At 37.2% G+C, this 20,701-nt stretch carries 24 protein-coding genes; 8 read left to right on the top strand and 16 right to left on the bottom strand.

Going from position 1 to position 20,701, the window contains the following annotated elements:
• Window positions 1-48: 48 nt before the first annotated feature.
• Genes ACORJQ_RS06070 through pdxH form a run of 3 tightly spaced genes read left to right on the top strand, consistent with a single transcriptional unit; the run spans window position 49 to window position 1,140 of the window.
• Window positions 49-189, top strand: coding sequence for a TIGR02450 family Trp-rich protein (locus ACORJQ_RS06070; protein ID WP_321326852.1), 141 nt, complete (start codon window positions 49-51; stop codon window positions 187-189).
• Complete coding sequence (locus ACORJQ_RS06065) at window positions 189-491, top strand: CPXCG motif-containing cysteine-rich protein (protein WP_321322846.1); 303 nt, start codon at window positions 189-191, stop codon at window positions 489-491. The genes ACORJQ_RS06070 and ACORJQ_RS06065 overlap by 1 nt, the downstream gene beginning before the upstream one ends.
• Window positions 484-1,140, top strand: coding sequence for a pyridoxamine 5'-phosphate oxidase (pdxH, locus tag ACORJQ_RS06060; RefSeq protein ID WP_321322844.1), 657 nt, complete (start codon window positions 484-486; stop codon window positions 1,138-1,140). The genes ACORJQ_RS06065 and pdxH overlap by 8 nt, the downstream gene beginning before the upstream one ends.
• Window positions 1,141-1,539: 399 nt before the next feature.
• Here the strand turns inward: pdxH and ACORJQ_RS06055 are convergent, their stop codons facing one another.
• The 8 genes from ACORJQ_RS06055 to ACORJQ_RS06020 all read right to left on the bottom strand — a co-directional run bounded on the left by ACORJQ_RS06055 (window position 1,540) and on the right by ACORJQ_RS06020 (window position 7,383).
• Window positions 1,540-2,193: a cupin domain-containing protein gene (locus tag ACORJQ_RS06055; RefSeq protein ID WP_321322842.1), complete on the bottom strand. Its 654-nt coding sequence runs from the start codon at window positions 2,191-2,193 to the stop codon at window positions 1,540-1,542.
• A gap of 75 nt (window positions 2,194-2,268) precedes the next feature.
• Entirely contained in the window at window positions 2,269-2,706 is a 438-nt protein-coding gene (locus ACORJQ_RS06050) for a hypothetical protein (RefSeq protein WP_321322841.1), read from the bottom strand.
• Window positions 2,707-2,752: 46 nt separating this feature from the next.
• Window positions 2,753-2,953: a hypothetical protein gene (locus tag ACORJQ_RS06045; protein ID WP_321322840.1), complete on the bottom strand. Its 201-nt coding sequence runs from the start codon at window positions 2,951-2,953 to the stop codon at window positions 2,753-2,755.
• A gap of 139 nt (window positions 2,954-3,092) precedes the next feature.
• Window positions 3,093-3,521, bottom strand: coding sequence for a hypothetical protein (locus tag ACORJQ_RS06040; RefSeq protein WP_321322838.1), 429 nt, complete (start codon window positions 3,519-3,521; stop codon window positions 3,093-3,095).
• Between the two features lie 36 nt (window positions 3,522-3,557).
• The gene (locus ACORJQ_RS06035) at window positions 3,558-4,367 is read right to left on the bottom strand and encodes an FAD-binding domain-containing protein (protein ID WP_321322836.1); all 810 of its coding nucleotides are present in this window, start codon (window positions 4,365-4,367) and stop codon (window positions 3,558-3,560) included.
• Between the two features lie 84 nt (window positions 4,368-4,451).
• A complete protein-coding gene (locus tag ACORJQ_RS06030; RefSeq protein ID WP_321322834.1) occupies window positions 4,452-5,306 on the bottom strand; it encodes a TIGR01777 family oxidoreductase in 855 nt (284 codons plus the stop codon).
• A 326-nt stretch (window positions 5,307-5,632) separates the two neighbouring features.
• Window positions 5,633-6,733, bottom strand: coding sequence for a ferrochelatase (hemH, locus tag ACORJQ_RS06025; RefSeq protein WP_321322833.1), 1,101 nt, complete (start codon window positions 6,731-6,733; stop codon window positions 5,633-5,635).
• A 113-nt stretch (window positions 6,734-6,846) separates the two neighbouring features.
• Window positions 6,847-7,383 carry a peroxiredoxin gene (locus tag ACORJQ_RS06020; protein ID WP_321322831.1) on the bottom strand — a complete coding sequence of 179 codons (537 nt, stop codon included), beginning with the start codon at window positions 7,381-7,383 and terminating at the stop codon, window positions 6,847-6,849.
• A 156-nt stretch (window positions 7,384-7,539) separates the two neighbouring features.
• Between ACORJQ_RS06020 and ACORJQ_RS06015 the strand changes: the two genes are divergently transcribed.
• Window positions 7,540-8,514 (top strand): YbgA family protein, encoded by a 975-nt coding sequence (locus ACORJQ_RS06015; RefSeq protein WP_321322829.1) that lies wholly within the window; start codon window positions 7,540-7,542, stop codon window positions 8,512-8,514.
• A gap of 124 nt (window positions 8,515-8,638) precedes the next feature.
• Window positions 8,639-9,097: a PAS domain S-box protein gene (locus ACORJQ_RS06010; RefSeq protein WP_321322827.1), complete on the top strand. Its 459-nt coding sequence runs from the start codon at window positions 8,639-8,641 to the stop codon at window positions 9,095-9,097.
• Between the two features lie 104 nt (window positions 9,098-9,201).
• Here ACORJQ_RS06010 and ACORJQ_RS06005 read toward each other — a convergent pair whose 3' ends face one another.
• The 7 genes from ACORJQ_RS06005 to ACORJQ_RS05975 all read right to left on the bottom strand — a co-directional run bounded on the left by ACORJQ_RS06005 (window position 9,202) and on the right by ACORJQ_RS05975 (window position 16,503).
• The gene (locus tag ACORJQ_RS06005; RefSeq protein ID WP_321322825.1) at window positions 9,202-10,050 is read right to left on the bottom strand and encodes a MerR family transcriptional regulator; all 849 of its coding nucleotides are present in this window, start codon (window positions 10,048-10,050) and stop codon (window positions 9,202-9,204) included.
• A gap of 231 nt (window positions 10,051-10,281) precedes the next feature.
• Complete coding sequence (locus ACORJQ_RS06000; RefSeq protein ID WP_321322822.1) at window positions 10,282-11,724, bottom strand: cryptochrome/photolyase family protein; 1,443 nt, start codon at window positions 11,722-11,724, stop codon at window positions 10,282-10,284.
• 105 nt (window positions 11,725-11,829) lie between these two features.
• On the bottom strand, window positions 11,830-12,474 hold the full coding sequence (locus ACORJQ_RS05995; RefSeq protein WP_321322820.1) for a chalcone isomerase family protein: 645 nt from the start codon (window positions 12,472-12,474) through the stop codon (window positions 11,830-11,832).
• 2 nt (window positions 12,475-12,476) lie between these two features.
• Window positions 12,477-13,043 carry a DUF3833 domain-containing protein gene (locus ACORJQ_RS05990; protein WP_321322818.1) on the bottom strand — a complete coding sequence of 189 codons (567 nt, stop codon included), beginning with the start codon at window positions 13,041-13,043 and terminating at the stop codon, window positions 12,477-12,479.
• Complete coding sequence (locus tag ACORJQ_RS05985; RefSeq protein ID WP_321322816.1) at window positions 13,027-14,274, bottom strand: class I SAM-dependent methyltransferase; 1,248 nt, start codon at window positions 14,272-14,274, stop codon at window positions 13,027-13,029. The genes ACORJQ_RS05990 and ACORJQ_RS05985 overlap by 17 nt, the downstream gene beginning before the upstream one ends.
• Entirely contained in the window at window positions 14,268-15,053 is a 786-nt protein-coding gene (locus ACORJQ_RS05980; RefSeq protein ID WP_321322815.1) for a DUF1365 domain-containing protein, read from the bottom strand. The genes ACORJQ_RS05985 and ACORJQ_RS05980 overlap by 7 nt, the downstream gene beginning before the upstream one ends.
• Before the next feature lies 1 nt (window position 15,054).
• Window positions 15,055-16,503, bottom strand: a complete 1,449-nt coding sequence (locus ACORJQ_RS05975) for an NAD(P)/FAD-dependent oxidoreductase (RefSeq protein WP_321322812.1) — start codon at window positions 16,501-16,503, stop codon at window positions 15,055-15,057.
• A 156-nt stretch (window positions 16,504-16,659) separates the two neighbouring features.
• Between ACORJQ_RS05975 and ACORJQ_RS05970 the strand changes: the two genes are divergently transcribed.
• The 3 genes from ACORJQ_RS05970 to ACORJQ_RS05960 are packed head-to-tail and all read left to right on the top strand — an operon-like array spanning window position 16,660 to window position 19,302.
• The gene (locus ACORJQ_RS05970; protein ID WP_321322810.1) at window positions 16,660-17,460 is read left to right on the top strand and encodes an SDR family NAD(P)-dependent oxidoreductase; all 801 of its coding nucleotides are present in this window, start codon (window positions 16,660-16,662) and stop codon (window positions 17,458-17,460) included.
• Complete coding sequence (locus ACORJQ_RS05965) at window positions 17,450-17,932, top strand: nuclear transport factor 2 family protein (protein ID WP_321322809.1); 483 nt, start codon at window positions 17,450-17,452, stop codon at window positions 17,930-17,932. Before ACORJQ_RS05970 ends, ACORJQ_RS05965 begins: the two co-directional genes overlap by 11 nt.
• Before the next feature lie 29 nt (window positions 17,933-17,961).
• Window positions 17,962-19,302 carry an MFS transporter gene (locus tag ACORJQ_RS05960; RefSeq protein ID WP_321322807.1) on the top strand — a complete coding sequence of 447 codons (1,341 nt, stop codon included), beginning with the start codon at window positions 17,962-17,964 and terminating at the stop codon, window positions 19,300-19,302.
• Window positions 19,303-19,321: 19 nt separating this feature from the next.
• On the opposite strand, the gene ACORJQ_RS05955 is transcribed toward ACORJQ_RS05960, so the two are convergent.
• Window positions 19,322-20,596 carry a Glu/Leu/Phe/Val family dehydrogenase gene (locus ACORJQ_RS05955; RefSeq protein ID WP_321322805.1) on the bottom strand — a complete coding sequence of 425 codons (1,275 nt, stop codon included), beginning with the start codon at window positions 20,594-20,596 and terminating at the stop codon, window positions 19,322-19,324.
• Window positions 20,597-20,701 lie beyond the last annotated feature (105 nt).

The raw sequence follows: 20,701 nt of genomic DNA, 5'->3' as shown, positions 1-20,701 counted from the left end.
TTTTCCATATTGTACACAATATTGTGCACAATTAAATAAAAACATTTTATTATTGTGGCAATACAATTTGATGAGGAGCAACAAAACGTTATAAGCTGTAACATAGAAGCAGTAATGACTAAAAATCAAACAACCGTTGTGCCTCAAGACTTAAAAAATAGCCAGGCCTGGTTGCAAGGGTGGAAATAATGAGTACTGATCATTTACAACTGTTAAAAACACGCTCTCGACTAAATGAAAATGAGGAGTTTGTTCATTCAGACCAAGAAGACATTGAGTTTGAAAATAAGGACCTTGAAAGCAGACAAATGCAATGTCCCTATTGCTGGGAACTGTTTGAATGGGTGTTTGATGAATCGGATGAGTCGGATGAAATGATTGAAGACTGTCCAGTCTGTTGCAGACCCATTCATTTTAAAAAGCTGACTGCCCAAGGGATTAATGAACCATCCCAATGGGAAGCCATGAGTGAGGAAGATTTTTATGAGTAAAACGTTTAAAGACTTGGCTGATATGCGTTTAAGTTACCAAAAAGGTGGTTTAAATGAAGACGAGGTTGAAAAAAGTCCTTTTGAACAGTTTGATATTTGGTTTGAGGAGGCGAAAAAAGCCGATTTAACTGAACCAAATGCCATGACCATATCGACAGTTAGCCCTGAATTAACACCTACTAGCCGCACAGTATTACTTAAATACTTTGATGAAACTGGTTTTGTATTTTTCACCAACTATACCAGTGAAAAATCGCAACATATTGATAACAACCCCAATGTTAGTTTGCATTTTTTATGGCTCGATCTAGAACGCCAAATTCGAATTGAAGGTGTCGCTAAAAAAATCTCCACTGCGGAGTCAATAAAATACTATAGCCGCCGCCCTAAAGGTAGCCAAATTGGTGCTTGGGTAAGCCATCAAAGTGAAATTATTTCCTCAAAATCTTTATTAAAAGCTCAGTATGAGAAACTGATGGCTAAGTTTAAAGATGGTGAGGTTCCATTCCCTGATTTTTGGGGTGGCTATAGAGTTGAGCCAAATAAAGTCGAGTTTTGGCAAGGTGGTGAAAACCGTCTACACGACAGAATTGTCTATGAATTAGATAAAGATCAACAGGCCTGGTTAATTAGACGATTAGCCCCTTAAAAAGGGCTTATTCAATGCCTATGCAATGCGTTAGCTTTTTCTTAATGAGTTTTTAAAAGATAGCAAAGCGAATAGTAAAAATGATGAGTAAAAAAATTACGTATTTTTAAACTTATCTGATGAAGATGTTAGCCGAGTCATTAAGATGGCTTAAGAAGACAGAACCCCATTTGAAGCGATTGAAATCAATTATGATTGGAGTGAAATCAAGTCATTAAATTGATGCGTGGAAAACGTTCTTAAACACCATTGTGCAGTGCAGTATAAAGTTCCTTTAGGTTGGTAGTTGGGTACGGTTTCATTGTCCTTGTTCTCTAGAAAAGACTTGATAGAAACGCTTACTACAGTTTACTAGCCACGCTTCTAACGAGCTTATCAAGATACTAACTTAGTCACCTCTTAAAGATGCCCTGTCTTTACATAAATTAATGTCTCTTCTTCAACATATGGAAAGTGTTTACTCATATGCGGAGTTCGCATCCAAGTTCCAGCTGGATAGCGACCATGTTCGTCAATAAACTCACCGCTAATCACATATATTTCTTCTCCCCCAAAATGAGTATGAGGCTGAAAAACCTCTCCCTTTGGCCAATACACTAAAGCGGAACCTTCAGTGCCATATGTGTGTAAACTCATGACTTTCAAATTGCCGATTCCTGGCATTTGTGGATCAAAGTTGGTTTGCATTTTTACGGTTTCTAAATCGCCAGGCTGAAAATAATCTAACTTAACAAATAATACACAGCCCTCTTTTGAGAAAGGCTTATGCATAGAACCAGGTGGGTTTCTTATATAACTGCCAGCAGGATAATCCCCTGTTTCATCAGAAAACACGCCTTCAAGGACTAAAATTTCTTCACCCATTGGGTGTCTATGCGGAGCAAAAGAAGCACCTGGTAAAAACTTCACTAAACTAGTTGTACGACCACTCTCGGCAAACTCTTTTTCAAGCGGCTTACGCATAACACCATCAGATGGACTTCCTACCCACTCTTTATTATGGGTTTCAATAACAATGCTCTTGTTAAAGTCAATCGACTCTTGCTGACTCATAGATTTTTACTCCACTTATTTTGATTTTTACCAGGCCTGGTAAAATGCTTTAGGGGTTTAGTATTAAAGAATAATTTACCAAGATTCACCTGAAATTACTTCAAATGAAGTCTGAAATCCATCTGACCAGGCGTTTTTCACCTCTTCAGAAAAAGCTTCATTATCACGGTAAGGGTTTTTAGTTGCACGTAATTTTATACCTTCTGCACTTACCTGCTCTGGTGGTAGCTCATAGGCATAGCTACGACCTTCTTCAAACGCTCTGGTTTTAAAAAATTCTAGACTTGCTTTGTCTGCCAACTTTTTTAAACGCAAGTTATTACCCTTAGTACTATAAAACGCTTTCTGAATATTAACCCAACAGGCCATCTCTTCTTCATTGGCTTGAAGTAAAAAAGCCCGCATATCAACTTCAACATTAGCACCGTACAAGCTCGCTAACATAAAACGCATACGCTGTGCCGCAGGGTAATTTGACTCTAAAAGCTGAAAACTCTTTGCATTCAGTGCCATAGTCTTTCCTTTACATTTTAAGTTGCATAGAGAAGTCTTTTATAGATTATTCATTGCGGTAAACCCCAAAACGCCCAACACATTTTTGGGTTTCAAAGGCATCCCCAATTACTACCAGCGCAAAACGTGTGACTTTAACAGGGTCAAATTTTGAAAAAGTACGGTAACTTTCAAATTCTGCAAGAGGAATACATAACCGTTGCCAATTGTCAGTTACAGCATTTTTTACGGAAAGATTTCCATGCAAACCAGCGCTGTAAGGTTTTTAAAGTACAAGCTGTAACTCATAAACAGAGGTTTGACCTCGCTATAAGCTAAATAGTTAAAAACCGCCAAGCCAACACACTAAATTAAGCCTGCATAATCTAAAAAGCTAGCGACCGATATTACTTTAGGTCTCCAAAAAGTTGTTTTTTAGCTTCTTTCCAAAACTTAAAGAAACCAAATGGCACATTTTGATCAAAGACAATAAATTGATTTTGTTTTAGCGGCTCGACAAACTTCCAACGTTTGTAATTAAATGCTGGATTTTCCGGCGTAAATATTTGGGTATTAGGTTGTTCACGGTATATTTGCTTTAAAACGGCATCCGTTTCACCTTTTATCACCGTCATATTTTTAGATTTAAAATCAGTTAAACACTGCCAAATAAAATACATTCTTTGTTTAGAAAAAAACTGGCTATTAAAGTAGTCTTCATCCCAAATAAATAACACGGCATCGTAATCTTTCACATGCTCAAAAATCTTATGTTCAGGGTTAAGGTGGTTGTAATGCAACCATATCCATTTTTTAGCTTTTAATTTAGAACTCATGGCAAGTTTCTCTTTGTTTTCGTTTCTCTAAATCCTCTATGCGGCTTTTTTAGGAAACAACCTTTGGGTTAACACTTCATAAGAACCGTATATAGCAAAATTATGTTCAACTGATAGATTCATACCTTCTTTGGCATATTTTCTGACGGTTTCTAAGTTAAAAATATAGGCTTTTTTACTGCCTGTACTGGCTACCCACTGCCATGAAAAGTTGTTAGAAGCCAAGTTGCCATCTATTAGGTGGCTTAGCATCCAACGAGCTCCAACCTGCCATTTAACTTTACGCCAATGCACAATATAAGAGGCTAAAAATAAGCGTGCATGATTGTGCAAATAACCGTTTTCTCGTAACTCTCTAATAAACTCGTTAATCACTGCCACATTGGTAGTGGCACTTAATACATCACTCGGCAAAAAATCACCGTAATCATCATGTTTAAAACCCGTTTTATAATCTTCTAGGTTTTCCCAAATCGCTTCGGGGTTTTCAAAATACTTTTTTTGATAAAAATCACGCCAACTCAACTGTTGTAAAAAATCATAAGCTTGCATACGCCCTCGTTGTGAGTCGATGTATTTCAAAATCTCAGAAGGATCTATCAAACCATGCTCAATGTAAGCGGAAAGCATGGTGATTGAACCATCTAGATAATTACGCGTTTTAGAATAATTATTAACATCTAAGTTTTTCAGTTTTTCTTTTGCTTGAGTCACTCCACCTTCTATGGGGGATGGAGCAAAATCTTGTTCTTCTAAAATCCAATCCTGAAAACGTCTGTAGGCTGTTTTTCCTAAAAGCTGTACAGGATGAAACTGCCCAGTTAATGATTGTTCATAAAACTTCATAACACCTTCTCCCTAACTCTTTAAGTTAATTACTTACCGTTAAATTAACTATAAAATTAACTATTAAAATAGCCATTAATAGACTTACTTCAAGATATCGGTTAATGCTTGTTTAGCGTCTGTAAATTTAAATTCAAATCCTTGATCAATTAACCGTTTGGGCATAATGGCCGATGAATGCGTTAACACCCTAGCCCCCTCTCCAAACATTAATTTAAGCTGCCAAAGTGGTAGTGGAATAAGATAGGGTCTTGATAAAACCGTAGCCAGAGCCTGTCCAAAATCATAATTTGATAATGGTTTTGGAGCGGTTAAATTAAATGCCCCTTCTAGCTCTTCATTGAGCATTAAATATTCAATGGCTCTTACTAGATCTTGGTGGTGAATCCAAGAAAAACATTGTTTTCCTCCTGCTACTGGACCGCCTAAACCAAGCTTAAACGGCAATAACATCTTGGCTAAAGCACCACCCTCTTTGCCCAATACCACACCAAAACGCATAGTCACCGGTTTAGGGTTCAGTTGGTTATTTTGTTCTTCCCATGCTTTACCCAGTTCTGCCAAAAAATTATCACCGTAGATATTGGTATTTTCATCGATTAAATGTTGGCAATCATTTTCTGGATAAATACCAATGGCTGACGCCGCAAGAATACGTTTCGGCTTGTGTTCGCTCTGTTCAATGGCCAATTTCAACTTTTGACTGGTGACTATGCGACTGTCTAACAAAACTTTTTTGTATGACTCTGACCAGCGTTTGCCAATATTTTCACCCGCCAACATAATCACAACATCTTGGCCATTTACCTTATTCGTTAAATCAAAGCCTGTTTCAAAAGCCTTTCTACCTAAAGCCGTAACGTGATGGCCTTTTTGGGATAAGTGGGTTTTAAGGTGCGTTCCCACAAAACCTGTACCGCCTAAAATCAACACTTTCATAAAAAGACCTCTGGTAAAATTAAACTTATACATTAATTATACATAAATACATATTAATGCATAATTTTTATACAGAGAATTATCACAAGCTCACTTTATTAAAGTGTGTTGTGAGTTCTTAATGAGGTTTTAAGAGTGGTTTTTGGATATTTTTTGGAAAGTTTTGAGAGCTTTTATTAGAATTTTTAACCGAGGTTTGGAGATAAAATCCAGGCAATAAAAAACCCGCTAGCTATTTTTGAGATGCTTAGCAATCAAAAATAAATTAGCAGGCCTGGTAAAACGTTTAAAAATACGCTTTGAAAGTAAATTGTTAGGTTTACACTTTAATTCTTTGCACCAAGTTTTTTCGCATTTTCTTTTACTTTGGCAAGGTCCGCTTCATCCACGGTAATATCCCAACCCTGAAGGTTTTGCAGAACTAGATCCGCTAGAGCTTGAGCATGGTCGTCTCGGTCATTTAAACACTTTATATAACCAAACTTTTCGCCACCAGCTTCTTCAAAATATTCCCGGTTCTCTTCGCCAATCTCTTCAATAGTTTCTAAACAGTCGGCTGAAAAACCTGGACACATTACCTGAATGTTTTTGATACCCTTTTTCGGTAAACTCATCATGGTTTCATCGGTATAAGGCTGTACCCAAGGCTCTTTACCAAAACGTGATTGAAACGTTACCATATACTGATCTTTAGTTAAGCCAAGTTTTTCTGCTACCAAACGTGAAGTTAAATGACACTGGCAAGGATAAGAATCGCCATTATCCCAATAGCGTTGCGGAATACCGTGGTAAGACATAACCAACAGTTCTGGTTTGCCATGAGCCGCTTGGTACTCAGTAATTGAGTTAGCTAATGCTTCAATATACCCTGGATGACGATAGTATTGGCTAATGGTGCGAATATCTGGCACCCAACGCCAATCTTTAAGCTCTTCGTTTACTGCATCAAATGTAGAAGCCGTAGTTGCCCCTGCATATTGTGGATAAAGCGGTAACACCAATATTTTTTGACAGCCTTTTGCCTGTAAATTTTGCAAGGCAGAAGCTATTGATGGGTTACCGTAACGCATACCTAATTCAAACTCGACTTCCGTATTCAGTTTTGGTTTTACATACTTTGCAATGGCATCAAGCTGTCTTTGAGAAATATTAAGTAATGGTGCACCTGGACCTTCAGAATCCCACACAGTTTTATAAGCTTCGGCAGATTTAGCAGGCCTGGTATTTAAGATAATGCCATTTAGAATTAACTTCCATAACCAACGTGATGGCGGTGGCTCAACCACACGTGGATCAGACAAAAACTCTTTAAGATACGGTCTCAATGCTTGTTTAGTTGGTGCATCAGGCGTACCTAAGTTGGTCACTAACACACCAATTTTTGAGGCGTCACCATGTTGATATTGGCTATAAGACTTGTAATGCATATTGGATTCCGTTTCTATTTTATTTTTCGTTTTGAATTTATTGTTTTGATTTTTTACTGTTAGTGGTTTGTTAAAACCAGCCCGAGCAATTTAATTTATAAATCTCAGTTGGGCTATTCAACCGACTGTAATTTCTTTAAATCAGCCATAACAATTCGCACATGTTCGCGTGGATTAACATCACGGTAAATTTTGGCAATTCTGCCCTCTTTATCAATAATAAAGCTATTTCGTTTAGCAAACTTTATGACTTTTAAATCTAAAATGGCATCATACTTTCTAGCTACGTCACCATTCACATCGGCTAACAGTGAGAAGGGTAAATCATGTTTTTCCGCAAATGCTTTATGGCTTGCAGTATCATCAACAGAAACACCTAAAATTACCGCCTTTTGAGCAATCAACTTATTAATGTTATCTCTAAAACTACATGCTTCTGTGGTACAACCAGGAGTATCGTCTTTTGGGTAAAAGTACAGCACCACCCAATGGCCTCGTTGGCTGCTAAGTGATATTTTTTCACCATGCTGATTAAGTAATTGAAAGTCAGGAGCCGTATCACCAATTTTTAACTCATTGGCTTTGACCTGCGGGCTTAATATCAAAAGAGAAGTTAAACTAAAACAGATTGTAATTAATATTTTTTTCATAGTGCTATATCCTATGGATTATTGTCATAGAAAACAATTTCTATTTACATTCTAATTCATCATGCAATCAAATGAACCCTAATTGTATAACTATTGTACAATATATATAAAAGATTAATATTCTGTTCACATTTAATACTGTTTCAAGGAGGTCGCATGGAATTTCCAAGAATTAGAATCGCTGTATCTGACTGTTTAAGAGGAACTGAATGCCGCTATAACGGCGGTCATGCACAAGATGATTTTGTTAATCACCACTTAGCTAAATACGCTGATTTTTACCCTTTTTGTCCAGAAGCGGCGGTTTTAGGTACACCTCGTGAAACGATTCGTCTTGTGGGCATTGGTACCGAAGTAAGAGTTATTGGCCCCAAATCTAACACGGATTATACTGACGGACTGCAGGCCTATAACGATAAAATCGTTCCCAAACTGACTCATAAGAAAATAGATGGTGCGGTAGTGAAATCACGCTCTCCAAGCTGCGGGCTTGAACGTATTAAGGTTTATCAACCAACTGGCGAATGGCATGGCTCAAAAGATCCTATGCAAGCCGGGTTATTTACTAAAGATTTACGCCAAGCCATGCCTTATTTGGCTATTGAAGAAGAAGGCAGGTTATCTGATGCTTGGTTAAGAGAAAACTTTATGGTCCATGCTTTTACTTCTGCTCGCTGGAGAGAGTTTTTAGAATCTGACCCTACCTTAGCTAAGTTTCAATCGTTTCATCGAGATCATAAATATCTGTTTTTGTCTAAAAACGAAGAAATATATCGTGAAATGGGTGCACTGGTAGCCACTACACGTAAATTTAATTTAGAACAGAGTATGAAAGGTTATGAACGTAAGTTGTTTGAACTACTTGCTTACCGTTCAAAAAAAGGTGCTGTAAAAAATGTTTTAGAACACATCTATGGCTACTTTAAAAAACAGATTACTGAAGCTGAAAAGTTGCATTTTCATCAAGCCGTTGAAGAGTTTATGCAAGATATTGTGCCGTTAATTGCGGTTATAAAAGTTTTAGAACAGTTTTTAAGTCATTACGGTTCAGACTATTTGCAGTCGCAAATCTTCTTTAATCCTTATCCTGCTGACCTAGCGTTAAGATCAAAAGTAACGGCTTTTAGGTAAATTTAACTGCGTTTAGAGTGTTTCAAGCTGGGTTAAATCAAGCTATTAATAAACATTGCTTGACCCTTAATATGAGTAAGGCATAATAAGTATTCACTGAAAATGCATTAATAAAATCGAGCTTATGAAAGATCCTAAACTTAGAACAAGTCTACTACTTCAACTAGTTGAAAATGCACAAGAAGGTATTGTGGTTGCTGAAAAAGAAGGCCACGATACGATACTTATTTATGTAAACCCTGCATTTGAGCGTTTAACAGGATACCCTTCAGAAGAAATTTTGTATCAAGACTGCCGATTTCTACAAGGTGATGATACGGAACAACAAGCGATTAAAGTAATTCGTAATGCAATTGATGATTCAGCTCCGGTAAGAACAATCTTAAAAAACTATCGCAAAGACGGTTCTATTTTTTGGAACGAATTAAGCGTAACACCTTACTTTGATGAAGTAGATCAGCTTACTTATTTCATTGGTATTCAAAAAGATGTAACTGAAGAAGTGACTTTACAAGAAGCTTTAGATGAAGCAAATCAAAAAATCGCACGTTTAGAATCTGAGATTCAATCTCTTAAAAAATAATGCCATCTAGTAAGGTCTTGCTCACTACTATTAATAAATATACAGGCCTGGTAACTTCTAAATCTCAATGTATTTTCTTTAAGAGTTTAAACACTCTTGCCTCGCTATGAAGCGTAGTTTTGAATGTTATAGATTGAGCAATTCGTTTTAGAATTTAATGTCGTTTGCACAGAACCTTCTAAAAAGAAGTGCATTGCAATCGCAGGATTATTCTCTGACCACATACTCCAAAAACGCTCATCAAAATTTGTGTTATCACATACAAAAGCAACCGCTTCGCAATTTAAGCCTGCCAATGCTGTCTCTAACTCTCTATAGTTTTGATCCGCATAAATGGTATATAAGTTAATAAAAGGATAAAAACCTTTATTAACCATACTTAATGCGGCTAAGAGTGAAATAGATTGAGGTGTGCCTGGTTGAGATTCAACCCATAAGGTATTACGGTTCTTAAACTGGCTTGAACGCATAGCAAAGCGTAATCTAGTATGAAGTCTTGGTAGAAGCTGAGATTCCCAAAAAGTAAACCCTGAACGTGACTCTCTTTTTAACATTTTGGTCACTGAACTTAATATTGGTAACCAATATATTTCTGACATATCATTGAAAAGGTTATCTAATTCAAGATTTAGATGCTCGCAATCATAAGCAAAGGCGTATTCCAATAATCGATTTTGAAAATCAGATTCACCCATTTTAAAGTCAATTTTAGTGGCGTTGGCCTTCTCATCTAATAAGGCCTTTACTTGGCTGATGGCAACGCCTTGCTCAGTCAATGCAACCGCGGCTTTGATTTGGTCAATATGACTTTGCGTATAAAGCCTATGCCCACCTTCTGTTCTAACAGGTTCAATTAAACCGTAGCGTCTTTCCCACGCTCTTAAAGTAATAGAGTTAACCCCTGTTAAATTGGAGACTTCTCTAATCGGGTATAGTGCTTCGTTAGCTTGCATAGTTCTCTTTTCAAACATTTAAAGGGGTTCAAGTATCATTTCTCAAACCAAAAGGTTCCATTTACATTTTAGAACCCGTAATAAGGTGAGCCGATCGTGCATAAAACAAACAATATTCGCAATCTTACTAAAACCCTAAAGACTGTGCATATATTAGACAAAAAGTTATACCAAAGCAATTAACTATGGTTTTGTTCCATTTTGGGGTTATACGATTTAAGAGCCTGTTTATTACGAAACTTTCATTTTGCTAACTCTAGCAAGATGCTCTTCACGACTCTGTTTCAAATCAACCAGTGGTTTGGGATAATTTCTGCCTAAAACAATCCCTTTTATCTCGCACTCTTGTTTAAAAGCCCAAGGCTCATGTATCGCTTTTACTGATAACATTTTTAGTTCTGGTAACCAACGCCTTAGATAGTCGCCATTTTTATCAAACTTTACGCTTTGAGTAACGGGATTAAACAATCGGTAATAAGGAGCGGCATCGACTCCGCAACCCGCTACCCATTGCCACCCCATTACATTATTTGCAGGGTCCGCATCTAACAAGGTATCATCAAACCACTGTTTGCCTAATAGCCAATGTTGATTTAAGTTTTTAGTTAAAAACGAAGCGACCAACATACGCACCCGGTTATGCATAATTCCGGTTTCCCAAAGTTCTCGCATCCCCGCATCAATAATAGGAATACCGGTTTGACCTTGTTGCCATAACGCTAAAAGATTGGCGTTTTTGTCCCATTGCATAGAGAGATATTTCTCTTGAAACGGCTTTGTTTCGGTCTTAGGAAACCAATGTAATAAATGACGTGCAAACTCTTTCCAAACCAGTTGTCGTAACCACGGTTGAGCAATATCTGCTTTAAGGCGACCTTGTTCTATTTCCGTTTGTACATAAAAATAAATTGCTCGAATCGAAATTTCACCAAAATGTAAGTAGCTTGATAACTTGCTGGTGGCTGAGTACGCCGGAAAATCTCTATCTACTGCATAATCTTGTAAATCATCCGCCAAAAATTGCTGCAGCGTTTGCCATGCAGCTTGTTCACCAACCTGCCAATGAACCATTATTTTATTGGCCCAAGGTTGTTCAAGAATTTGAGCTAATGATTTTGGCAATTCAGCAAACGTGTTTGGCAGATCAATTAACCCGGCTTTGCTTAACAATTTTTCATAGTCGCTTTGCTCAACAATAGGTTGTATTTGGTACTGTTTACTCAAAAAGTTTTTATAAAATGGTGTATATACCAAATAAGGTTTTTGTTGTTTATTCATCATGAGTTCTGGTTCTAACAAGAACTCAGAATAAAATGGCGTTAGTGCCACTTTACATTGTTTGCAAACTTCAAGAGCCGTCTGCTGCATATCAACAAATGGCGACCCTACTTGGTAACTGTAATAAACATGTTTGATGTTTTGCTCTTTAATCAGCTGAGTTAATTGAGCTTCAAAATCCCCTTCAATCATCCACAAGTCTGCTTGGTATGCTTTCAAATGTTCTTTTAGGTTGAGTAAACTCTTTGCTAACCAGGCATTATTAGCATCACCAATCACTTTTTTGGTGTCATGAAAATAAGCCAAAATGACCTTATCTGAATGCTTTAATGCTTGTTCAATAACAGGTGCATTTTCAACTCTAAGCTCTCTTTGTAGCCATACCAATGTTGTCATCTTCTAAAAACCCAATTATTAAAACCTATTATTAAAAATTATTATAAAACCTACTTTTAAATTCACTGTATATCAATATGAACCTTAATGTGTTTTTGTAACATGCTAACTGGCATTAAGCAGAGCATTTTTTAAACTGCTTGATAAGGGATTATCACCAATCCAAATACCAAAATACACTTGTTTAAAGCCTTTTAAATCAGTACTAAAAACCAATTTATCATTTAATTTTAACTGCGTAATTCTTGTTTGATTATTATAAATAAGAGAATAACAATCGCCCTTTTCTACCGTTTGATATGCATTGTGTAATGCATCAACCTGCTTTCTAATATCTGGCTTTAATTTAACGGGCAATACATGATTGGCCCCTTCAATAAATTGCTCTGGAGTCACTTCTCGGGCATAACAAAGTTGTAACTTCAAAGACCGACTTTCTGAAAGAAGTTGTTGAGAACTTAGCCTGTTTAACTTTGCACCTGAAGAGGAGTCTAAAATTGAATTAGCATCAACAAATAGAGTAGCTTGATAAACATCAAACCACATCCAAGTCGCTACACCTTGCGAATATTCTTGCCACTTAGGAGATGTAATAGCCTGATTAGTGGCACTGTTATCACTTGCATAACTCAGGTTAGATTGCATACCGATTGCGACCAATGTAACCACTAACATAGCGAGCAAAGGGATTAACCTCACCGATTTACTCAACGTTTTTTGCATAACCTGCGGTCTTGTTTGACTAGACATGCTTAATCTTCAATTGGTTTTTTGCTAAAGAACAAAGTGATTTCACCAACTCTAAAGCCAAACTTAGTGACTTCTGAACGATTAATCATAGTATGTTCACTTTGCATGTACATCCAATCGTCAAGTTTTACATGAATCGTGCTGTCTTTATAAGGCAAATCTAACACATAATGCCAGTTCAAAGCATTACCAGCCGATTGACCCGTGGCTTTACCAATAACATCACCGGCAAATCCAATGTAGTGATTTGGGCTAGTTTCTGTAATCTTCCAAATACGCTCTTGTTTCTCGCCATTGTCATAAATAAACTTTTCATCCAAAGTCAGTTTTTTGTTATCTTCTTTAGATATTGTGCCTGTTATATCCACCTTAAAACGTCTTATCACTTTGCCAGAGCGGTCTTGAAACTGACCCCAGGCATAGGTTTTTCCTGCAAAAAAATCAAATAATTTAAATTCTGGTTTACTGCCTGCATATTCATTTACATTCACTGAACTACACCCACTTATCAATAATACAAAAGTGCCTGCTACCAGCCATTTAGCTGCTTTACTAAATTGATTCGACATGATTAGCTTCCTTTATTTTTTTGAGCGTGAGTTGGTGCACTGAAATATGCTGGGTTTCAAACCCAACAGCACAATAATCTAGGTAGTAATTCCACATTTTTTGAAACTTTTGATCATAACCATTTACTTGTAATTCAAAGCTATGATTATTAAATGACTCTTTCCACAGTAAACATGTTTTGGCATAGTCATAACCAAACTCATAAATATTATTCACTTCAAAACCATGCTCTGCGGCTAAGATTTTTAACTGTTCTACACTTGGCAATAAGCCACCAGGAAAGATATAGGTTTGAATAAAGTCAACGCTGTCTTGGTACTCTTGAGCGTAATCTTCATTAATCGTAATGACTTGAAGAGCGGCATTACCGCCTGTTTTTAAAGATTGGCTCAAAGTTTCAAAATAATTTTGCCAATACTCTTTACCCACCGCTTCAAACATTTCGATACTCACAATGTGATCGTATTGTTGTGTTTCATCACGGTAATCTTGGTAAGCCACATCATAATCTTGAGGGTTAAATTCACTTAAACGTTGTTGAGCATAAGTTTGCTGTTCTTTTGAAAGCGTTAACCCTTTCACTTTAACGCCTCTTTCAAGTAGAGCTTGCATCATGCCACCCCAACCGCAACCAATTTCTAAAACATGATCGCCAGGCCTAACACCAAGTTGGTCCACTAATCTGTCGTACTTTTGTTGCTGAGCTTGCTCTAAAGTATCGTCAGAACTTTCAAAAATGCCACTTGAATAGGTCATGCTTTTATCTAACCATTTTTGATAAAAAACATTACCCAAATCATAATGGTAAGAAATGTTCTTTTTACTGTTATCTACAGAGTTATGGCGTTTGCGGTGTTTAAAAAGATGCAGTTTATTGAGTGTTTTGTGAGACAACAAACCTTGTAAAGCATTCTGGTTTTCATAACCCAAATACATTAATGCATACAAACAGTTGGTGTCTAAGGCATGTTCAAAATAAGCTTGAGCAAAACCCAACTCACCTTGGGTTTTTATTAACCAATAGGCTCTAAATGGTTTTAAAATTGTTAAATCAGCATGTCTGCCGGCTTCTTTCCCTTCAAAACGATATACATCGCCAAATATTTCTAGGGTTAAAGAGCCTTTTTCAAGCTGATCGAATGGCAACTTTAACACCCATTGTTTAATTGAAAATGAGGTAAATATTCGACTAAAAAAACTTTGACGTGGATCTGATACGCTTTTTAACATGATGTCATCTCCGTGTGACTGTAATTTACGGCCTCAAGGTGCTTAGGCGTTTTATGAAATTTACCGCCTTTCAACCAAATTTTGAGTGCCCACCAATGAATCATCCAAATCACCTTAAAGGTGTTAAATGGATATTGAATAGCCGCTTTAATCAAATTTTTATTGGTTAATTTTTGAGCTTTACCCACCTGGGTAGAAGTCAATAAAGGCTGGCCAGCTTCTTTTTGAAAAATACTGATTTGATAATGTTCAGATGGCTTAGAAAAACGAAACTCATAATGAGCCTGCATATCCATAAATGGGGAAACGTGAAATACCTTTAATGCCGAAGCTTTGACTTTATCTGTCAAAGGTTCGCCCTGATGAGTTAACACATAATGATGCCACTGCCCAAAGGTATTGCTGACTTCACAAATCACCGCTATGAGTTGGTTTTGCTGATTGTATGCATACCACATCGCCAATGGGTTAAACGTAAGACCTAAATAACGCGGAAAACACACCAGCTCGGCTTTGAAAGCAGGCTCTTTTATACCATATTCAGCCAGTATTTGATTAAGCCAAACTCGCCAATGCTCGTCTTTTTTACGAGCACCGTAATCTGCATAATTTAGACTAAACAAGTTAAATTTATTTAACGACAACCAGCTAAGTTTTTGTGCTTCTGATTGAATGGCATCAATATCCACTCTTATACTAAAAACGCCATATCTAAACTGATATTGCATCGGTCTAAAACGCTGGTGCATGACTTGTCCAAAATACAGTAAGCTAGCCATCTCAGCCCCCTACCGACTTATTTACCAGGGCCGTTTGATGAGATTCCATATTGCTTGATTCACTATCTTGAGTATCGGTATTTGCATCGGATGAATGTCTAGTTAACTGTGCTACCTGCTCTTGTTGCCAAGGCAAAGCAATGTTCCAAAGTTTGGCTAAATCAGCAGAACTTTTTAAACCATCTTCATGAAAGCCATAACCAAAATAACTGCCGCAAAACCAGAGGTTATTAGAGCCCTGAATGGATTGCAGTTTGTTTTGAGCATCCATTGCAGCGATATCAAACACAGGATGTTGATAGACAATTTTTTGATGTGTTAAAGACTTACTTGGTAAACGAATAGGATTCAGCGTCACTAACAAAGGTGTTTTTATATCTATGTTTTGTAACAAATTCATCCAATAAGTGACTGCAACACTACTCGTGTCTTTGCCAATGTCACGTAAATAGTTCCATGCCGCCCATGCCTTTTTTCTTTTAGGCATAAGTGATTCATCACTGTGTAAATAGGCAATATTTTCTTGATATTTAAAATTCTCAAGCAGTTGATATTCGGCTTTTAAATCGTCACTCAACATTGTATAAGTTTCATCAGCATGTGCAGCAAAGACAACTTCATCAAACACCTGCTTTTGTCCATTTTCAGCAGTGATAACCATACCCAAATCGGTTTTTTCAACCTGGCTTACGGGTTGATGTGATTTCACCTCAAAGGATTGTAATGCCAAGATGGCTTTTAGGTACTGATGGGATCCGTTAACGACAGATTCCCACTGAGGTCTATCTTCAATATTCAATAAGCCATGGTTTTCAAAAAAGCGTAAAAAACTATTTACCGGAAACTTCATCATCTGTTCTACAGGACAAGACCAAATTGCCGCTGCCATTGGTAACAAATAATAATCACGCATACGATTACTAAATTTATACAAATGTAAATACTCACCTAAATCCATGCCATTAAACGAATCAGAATCTAAGTCTGCTTTTGCTCTTTTATTAAAACGTAAAATCTCAGAAATCATTTTCCAGTGTTTAGCGGAAAACAGGTTTTTACGTTGAGCAAACATCGTATCTAAGTTGTTTCCAGAGTATTCCAACTCGCCTTCATTTACCGACACTGAAAAACTCATCTCAGTATTTTGCGTTGCCACTGAAAGATGCTCAAACATAGCGGTTAGCAGTGGATAATTTGGCGTGTTAAAAACAATAAAACCAGTATCGACAGGTTGTTTTTTACCTTCAAGTTCTAGCTCTATTGTGTTGGTATGCCCACCAATTTTAGGATTTTTCTCAAATAGCGTGACCTCATGCTCCTGACTTAAAAACCAGGCTGCACTAATACCGCTAATACCACTACCAATAACAGCCACTTTTTTACCTTTTTTAACTGTGTGATTTCCGGCATTGCTGGTCTGTGAATGTTTTGTTTTGGTTATTGAAGACATTTGAACAACCTTAATATTTTGTTTGAATCGTGATGGATTAATACTTTGTTAAATACTAAGTTATACAAAAACAATACAAATTGCAATAAAACTTGTACAATAAAATCCAAACCACTAAAATTTTAGAAAATTGATTCTCAAATAAATGGCCAAAATATGTCTTCTCAAATTAAAAACACAGCAAAAAAAACAAGCCATAAAAAGATATGGCTAGTCGGTGGCTCTCAAGGAATTGGGCTTGCTCTTACCAAACAACTGCTTGAACAAGGCAATGAATTAGTTGTGTCCGCTAGACATGCTCAGCAAAATGAGCAACTCATGCTATTAAGCCAAACCTATAAAAAAACCTTGGTTTTGCTTGATTTAGATGTTTCTGATAAAGACAGTGTAAACGCTGCGATTCACCAGGCCTGGTCAACATTTAACGGTTTAGATATTTGGATTTACAACGCCGGTGCTTATAAGTCGATGATTATTGACGAATGGGACATTGAACAGTTTGAAAGAATGAATCAGGTCAATTACCTAGGAGCCATTTATTTAATGCAACCTCTGGTTAAGTTGTTTAAACAACAAGGCCACGGACAATGGTTGTGGAACGTAAGTTTATCCTCTGATTTTGGTTTACCGTATGGTGGTGCCTACTCTGCCCCTAAAGCGGCTTTGCAAAATTTGGCTGAATCGATTCAACCTGAATTAGCCAAGGAAGGCATTCAATTAAAAGTGGTTAATCATGGTTTTGTAAAAACACGTTTAACCGCACAAAATGATTTTGCCATGCTCGGTCTAATGGAAGCAGAGACCGCGGCCACAAAAATCGCCCGCACTTTGGAAAGCAGTCGTTTTGAAACTCGGTTTCCGTTTAACCTCGCAACTATTTTGGGCTTAATAAAACGATTACCAAAATCTTGGGCACTTGCCATCACTAAAAAGGCGTTAAAAGACGATGTTAAATAATCTAAGCTCAGACCAAACCCCAATAAATGATGCATCAATCAAGACCCCACTTAATCGATACATTAAGGTTTTTGAAAACCTCACGGAACAAACTCTAATATCCGAGCTATTACCGCTGTTATGTGAACAAATACACTTTAAAGACCCGTTTAATGATGTCATCGGTAAGAAAGCCACTTTTATTATTTTTAAGCATATGTTTAGCACTCTAGATGATCCAAAATTTTTAGTTAAACACTCCGCTTTAGAGAATCACACGGCCTATTTACATTGGCAATTTACCTTCTATTTAAAAAACAGTGCAAAACAACAAAAAATAGACGGTTTAAGCCAAGTGACCTTTAATTCTACAGGCCTGGTAAAAGCTCATATTGACTACTGGGATCCTGCTGAACAAGTGTATAGCCAAGTACCGATTTTAAATTGGCTCATACGCCTTGTTGCCAAACGGCTATCTGCCAAAAATGAGTAGTTAAAGGTGAATAATGTCTGAGTTGAATAATGTCTGAATTAAATAAACAATACGATAAGCAGCAGAATTTAAGCGAATCCTTACCTAAAAGTCTGTTGTTTAATTATGGGGCGATGGGATTTCCATTGGCTATGCTCGGGATACCCGTTTATCTCTATTTACCGCAATACTATGCCGATGAATTTGGTCTATCACTAAGTGTCATTGGTTTTGCCCTATTAGCAGCCCGTATGTTTGATGTTATTACTGATCCATTTATTGGTTTATTAAGTGATCGATATCATCATCAATTTTCTAGGAGCAAACAAGTTTTAACAGGCCTGGTCATACTACTATTTGCCCTGTATGCTCTGTTTTTTCCGTTAGTTACCTCACCTAGCTTTGGTTATCTGTTTTTATTGAGTTTTTTAACCTACCAGGCCTGGACATTTATTCAAGTTCCCTACCAAACAATGGTGGCAGAAATAAGTATTCAACCACTGCATAAAACCCAGCTCACCTCTGCCAGAGAAGGCATGTCTATATTAGGTGTATTGTTTATATTAATCGTCCCTTTTGCCTTGGGATTACCGACTAATCATCCAGAGTTTTATCGTTTCTTTATGCTTAGTGCTGCCATCACTTTGATTTTAGCAGGCCTGGTACTGTTTAAAATTAACTGGTTACCAAGCTTAATTCCAAATTTAGAAACTGCAATAAACACCCAGAATTTAACAAAACCTATTAGTCACGCTTCTTTTAAATCTATTAGCAAAAAACTCTGGTTACATAATCGCAATGTCTTTTCAGTCATGCCTGCTTATTTTTTAAACAACCTCGCTAACGCTTTACCTGCCACGCTATTTGTATTTTTTGTTAGTGATTATTTAAGGTTAGAGCAATACACGGGACTATTTTTGCTGATTTACTTTTTAGCAGGCCTGCTCGCATTACCTTTGTGGATTAAAATTTCGAAAAAAATAGGCAAAGAAAAAACCTGGCAACTTTCTATGTTGCTAGCCAGCTTGTTTTTTTGTTTAGTTTTTTGGCTTGAACCGGGCGATATTTGGTTTTTTGGAGTGATTAGCGTGTTAACGGGTTTAAGTTTAGGCATTGATTTAGCCATACCCGCCTCTATTCAAGCAGATATCACACAGCAGATTAAACGCACAAAAGACATACAAGAAGTAAAAGGATTTATTTTTGGAATTTGGAGCATGTTAACCAAACTCGCATTAGCAGTTGCAGTTGGTTTATCTCTGCCTGTTTTGGATTTTTTTAAAACCAATCCGGAACATTTTCAAAACGGTATTTTACTGCTGTATGCCGCCATTCCTATTGTTCTGAAAATGCTCTCGATTCTATTTGTAAAACCACATCATACAAGGTGATATATTTGCAAGCAGAGCGTTAATTTTTATTAAAGTATTTCTGATTACCTCGTTCATCAATCGCCCCCGCCAAACGAGCAATACCATGAATATAAGCCGCCGTTCTTAAAGTGCAATTATGACTTAAGGCCAAATCATAAATAATATTGGATTCTTTACGCATGATTTTTTTGAGTTTTTCAGCCACTTCTTCAATTTCCCAATAAAGACCTGAGCGGTTTTGAACCCACTCAAAATAACTCACAATAACCCCACCAGAATTGGCTAGAACATCAGGAATAACCGTTACACCATTTTTAGCTAAAATTTCGTCCGCTTGCGGTGTAACTGGGCCATTGGCGATTTCCAACACCGTTTTAACTTTAATATTATGGGCGTTTAATTGAGTGATTTGGTTTTCTAATGCACCTAACACCAATACATCCACATCCAGTTCAAGTAACTCTTCATTGGTAATTTCTTTATAGTCCAGCATATTACACACTGAACCATCGCAATAAACAGAAGCCAGTTTGTTATCTGATTGCTTAAAACGATAAACATCTTCTATATTAAGCCCAGAAGTACTGTAAATCCCACCTTGCGAATCGGATACCGCAACCACTCTATAACCCGTTGCCTTAGCTAATCGGGCAAAGTGAAAACCCACGTTTCCAAAGCCTTGAACGGCTACAGAGGTCTCTTCTGGTTTACAGCCTTTACGCCGAGCATACTCATTTAATGCGTGTAAAGCACCTTGCCCAGTGGCAGAATCTCGGCCTTGTGAACCGCCCAAATGAATCGGTTTACCCGTAATCATGGCGGGTACTTGTCGTCGAGAAATAATACTGAATTCGTCGGCCATCCAACCCATAATGGTGCTGTTGGTATAGACGTCGGGTGCAGGTATATCTCTAGACTCACCCAAAACATCAGCAAATGCTCGAATATAACCACGCGACAATCGTTCAAGCTCTAATTTAGATAGCTCTTTAGGATTTACCATTACACCGCCTTTAGCTCCGCCAAAAGGCAACCCTGCAACAGCACATTTAACCGTCATCCAAAAACTTAAAGAGGTTACTTCATCTAAGTTAACCCGCGGATGATAACGAATACCACCCTTTGTTGGTCCACGAGTATCATCGTATTGCACACGGTAACCCGTAAAGATTTTTAAAGAACCATCGTCCATTCTTACCGGAATACTGGCCATAATCGAACGTTTTGCTACCGAAAGTCGATCCATGACTTCTTCATCAACTTCGATGTATTTAAAAACCGATTCTAATCGCTGTTTTGCTAATTCAAACATAAAAAACCTCTTTGCTTTTTAAGACGCCGTAATCCCATTCTAAACATAAAGAGAGCTTTGCACGAGAGCATAAACGAGTAAATATGGCTAAAATCTCACTGCTTT

The organism is Thiomicrorhabdus sp., from assembly GCF_963662555.1.
Taxonomy (GTDB): Bacteria; Pseudomonadota; Gammaproteobacteria; order Thiomicrospirales; family Thiomicrospiraceae; genus Thiomicrorhabdus.
The sequence above is the reverse complement of the archived record's forward strand: the minus strand, read 5'-3'. Positions and strand labels throughout refer to the sequence as shown.

Excerpts from the sequence above, each read along its gene's own strand:
- ACORJQ_RS06065 (WP_321322846.1), top strand. The coding sequence starts at position 189 with ATGAGTACTGATCATTTACAACTGTTAAAAACACGCTCTCGACTAAAT.
- pdxH (WP_321322844.1), top strand. The coding sequence starts at position 484 with ATGAGTAAAACGTTTAAAGACTTGGCTGATATGCGTTTAAGTTACCAA.
- ACORJQ_RS06055 (WP_321322842.1), bottom strand. The coding sequence starts at position 2,193 with ATGAGTCAGCAAGAGTCGATTGACTTTAACAAGAGCATTGTTATTGAA.
- ACORJQ_RS06050 (WP_321322841.1), bottom strand. The coding sequence starts at position 2,706 with ATGGCACTGAATGCAAAGAGTTTTCAGCTTTTAGAGTCAAATTACCCT.
- ACORJQ_RS06040 (WP_321322838.1), bottom strand. The coding sequence starts at position 3,521 with ATGAGTTCTAAATTAAAAGCTAAAAAATGGATATGGTTGCATTACAAC.
- ACORJQ_RS06035 (WP_321322836.1), bottom strand. The coding sequence starts at position 4,367 with ATGAAGTTTTATGAACAATCATTAACTGGGCAGTTTCATCCTGTACAG.
- ACORJQ_RS06030 (WP_321322834.1), bottom strand. The coding sequence starts at position 5,306 with ATGAAAGTGTTGATTTTAGGCGGTACAGGTTTTGTGGGAACGCACCTT.
- hemH (WP_321322833.1), bottom strand. The coding sequence starts at position 6,733 with ATGCATTACAAGTCTTATAGCCAATATCAACATGGTGACGCCTCAAAA.
- ACORJQ_RS06020 (WP_321322831.1), bottom strand. The coding sequence starts at position 7,383 with ATGAAAAAAATATTAATTACAATCTGTTTTAGTTTAACTTCTCTTTTG.
- ACORJQ_RS06015 (WP_321322829.1), top strand. The coding sequence starts at position 7,540 with ATGGAATTTCCAAGAATTAGAATCGCTGTATCTGACTGTTTAAGAGGA.
- ACORJQ_RS06010 (WP_321322827.1), top strand. The coding sequence starts at position 8,639 with ATGAAAGATCCTAAACTTAGAACAAGTCTACTACTTCAACTAGTTGAA.
- ACORJQ_RS06005 (WP_321322825.1), bottom strand. The coding sequence starts at position 10,050 with ATGCAAGCTAACGAAGCACTATACCCGATTAGAGAAGTCTCCAATTTA.
- ACORJQ_RS06000 (WP_321322822.1), bottom strand. The coding sequence starts at position 11,724 with ATGACAACATTGGTATGGCTACAAAGAGAGCTTAGAGTTGAAAATGCA.
- ACORJQ_RS05995 (WP_321322820.1), bottom strand. The coding sequence starts at position 12,474 with ATGTCTAGTCAAACAAGACCGCAGGTTATGCAAAAAACGTTGAGTAAA.
- ACORJQ_RS05990 (WP_321322818.1), bottom strand. The coding sequence starts at position 13,043 with ATGTCGAATCAATTTAGTAAAGCAGCTAAATGGCTGGTAGCAGGCACT.
- ACORJQ_RS05985 (WP_321322816.1), bottom strand. The coding sequence starts at position 14,274 with ATGTTAAAAAGCGTATCAGATCCACGTCAAAGTTTTTTTAGTCGAATA.
- ACORJQ_RS05980 (WP_321322815.1), bottom strand. The coding sequence starts at position 15,053 with ATGGCTAGCTTACTGTATTTTGGACAAGTCATGCACCAGCGTTTTAGA.
- ACORJQ_RS05975 (WP_321322812.1), bottom strand. The coding sequence starts at position 16,503 with ATGTCTTCAATAACCAAAACAAAACATTCACAGACCAGCAATGCCGGA.
- ACORJQ_RS05970 (WP_321322810.1), top strand. The coding sequence starts at position 16,660 with ATGTCTTCTCAAATTAAAAACACAGCAAAAAAAACAAGCCATAAAAAG.
- ACORJQ_RS05965 (WP_321322809.1), top strand. The coding sequence starts at position 17,450 with ATGTTAAATAATCTAAGCTCAGACCAAACCCCAATAAATGATGCATCA.
- ACORJQ_RS05960 (WP_321322807.1), top strand. The coding sequence starts at position 17,962 with ATGTCTGAATTAAATAAACAATACGATAAGCAGCAGAATTTAAGCGAA.
- ACORJQ_RS05955 (WP_321322805.1), bottom strand. The coding sequence starts at position 20,596 with ATGTTTGAATTAGCAAAACAGCGATTAGAATCGGTTTTTAAATACATC.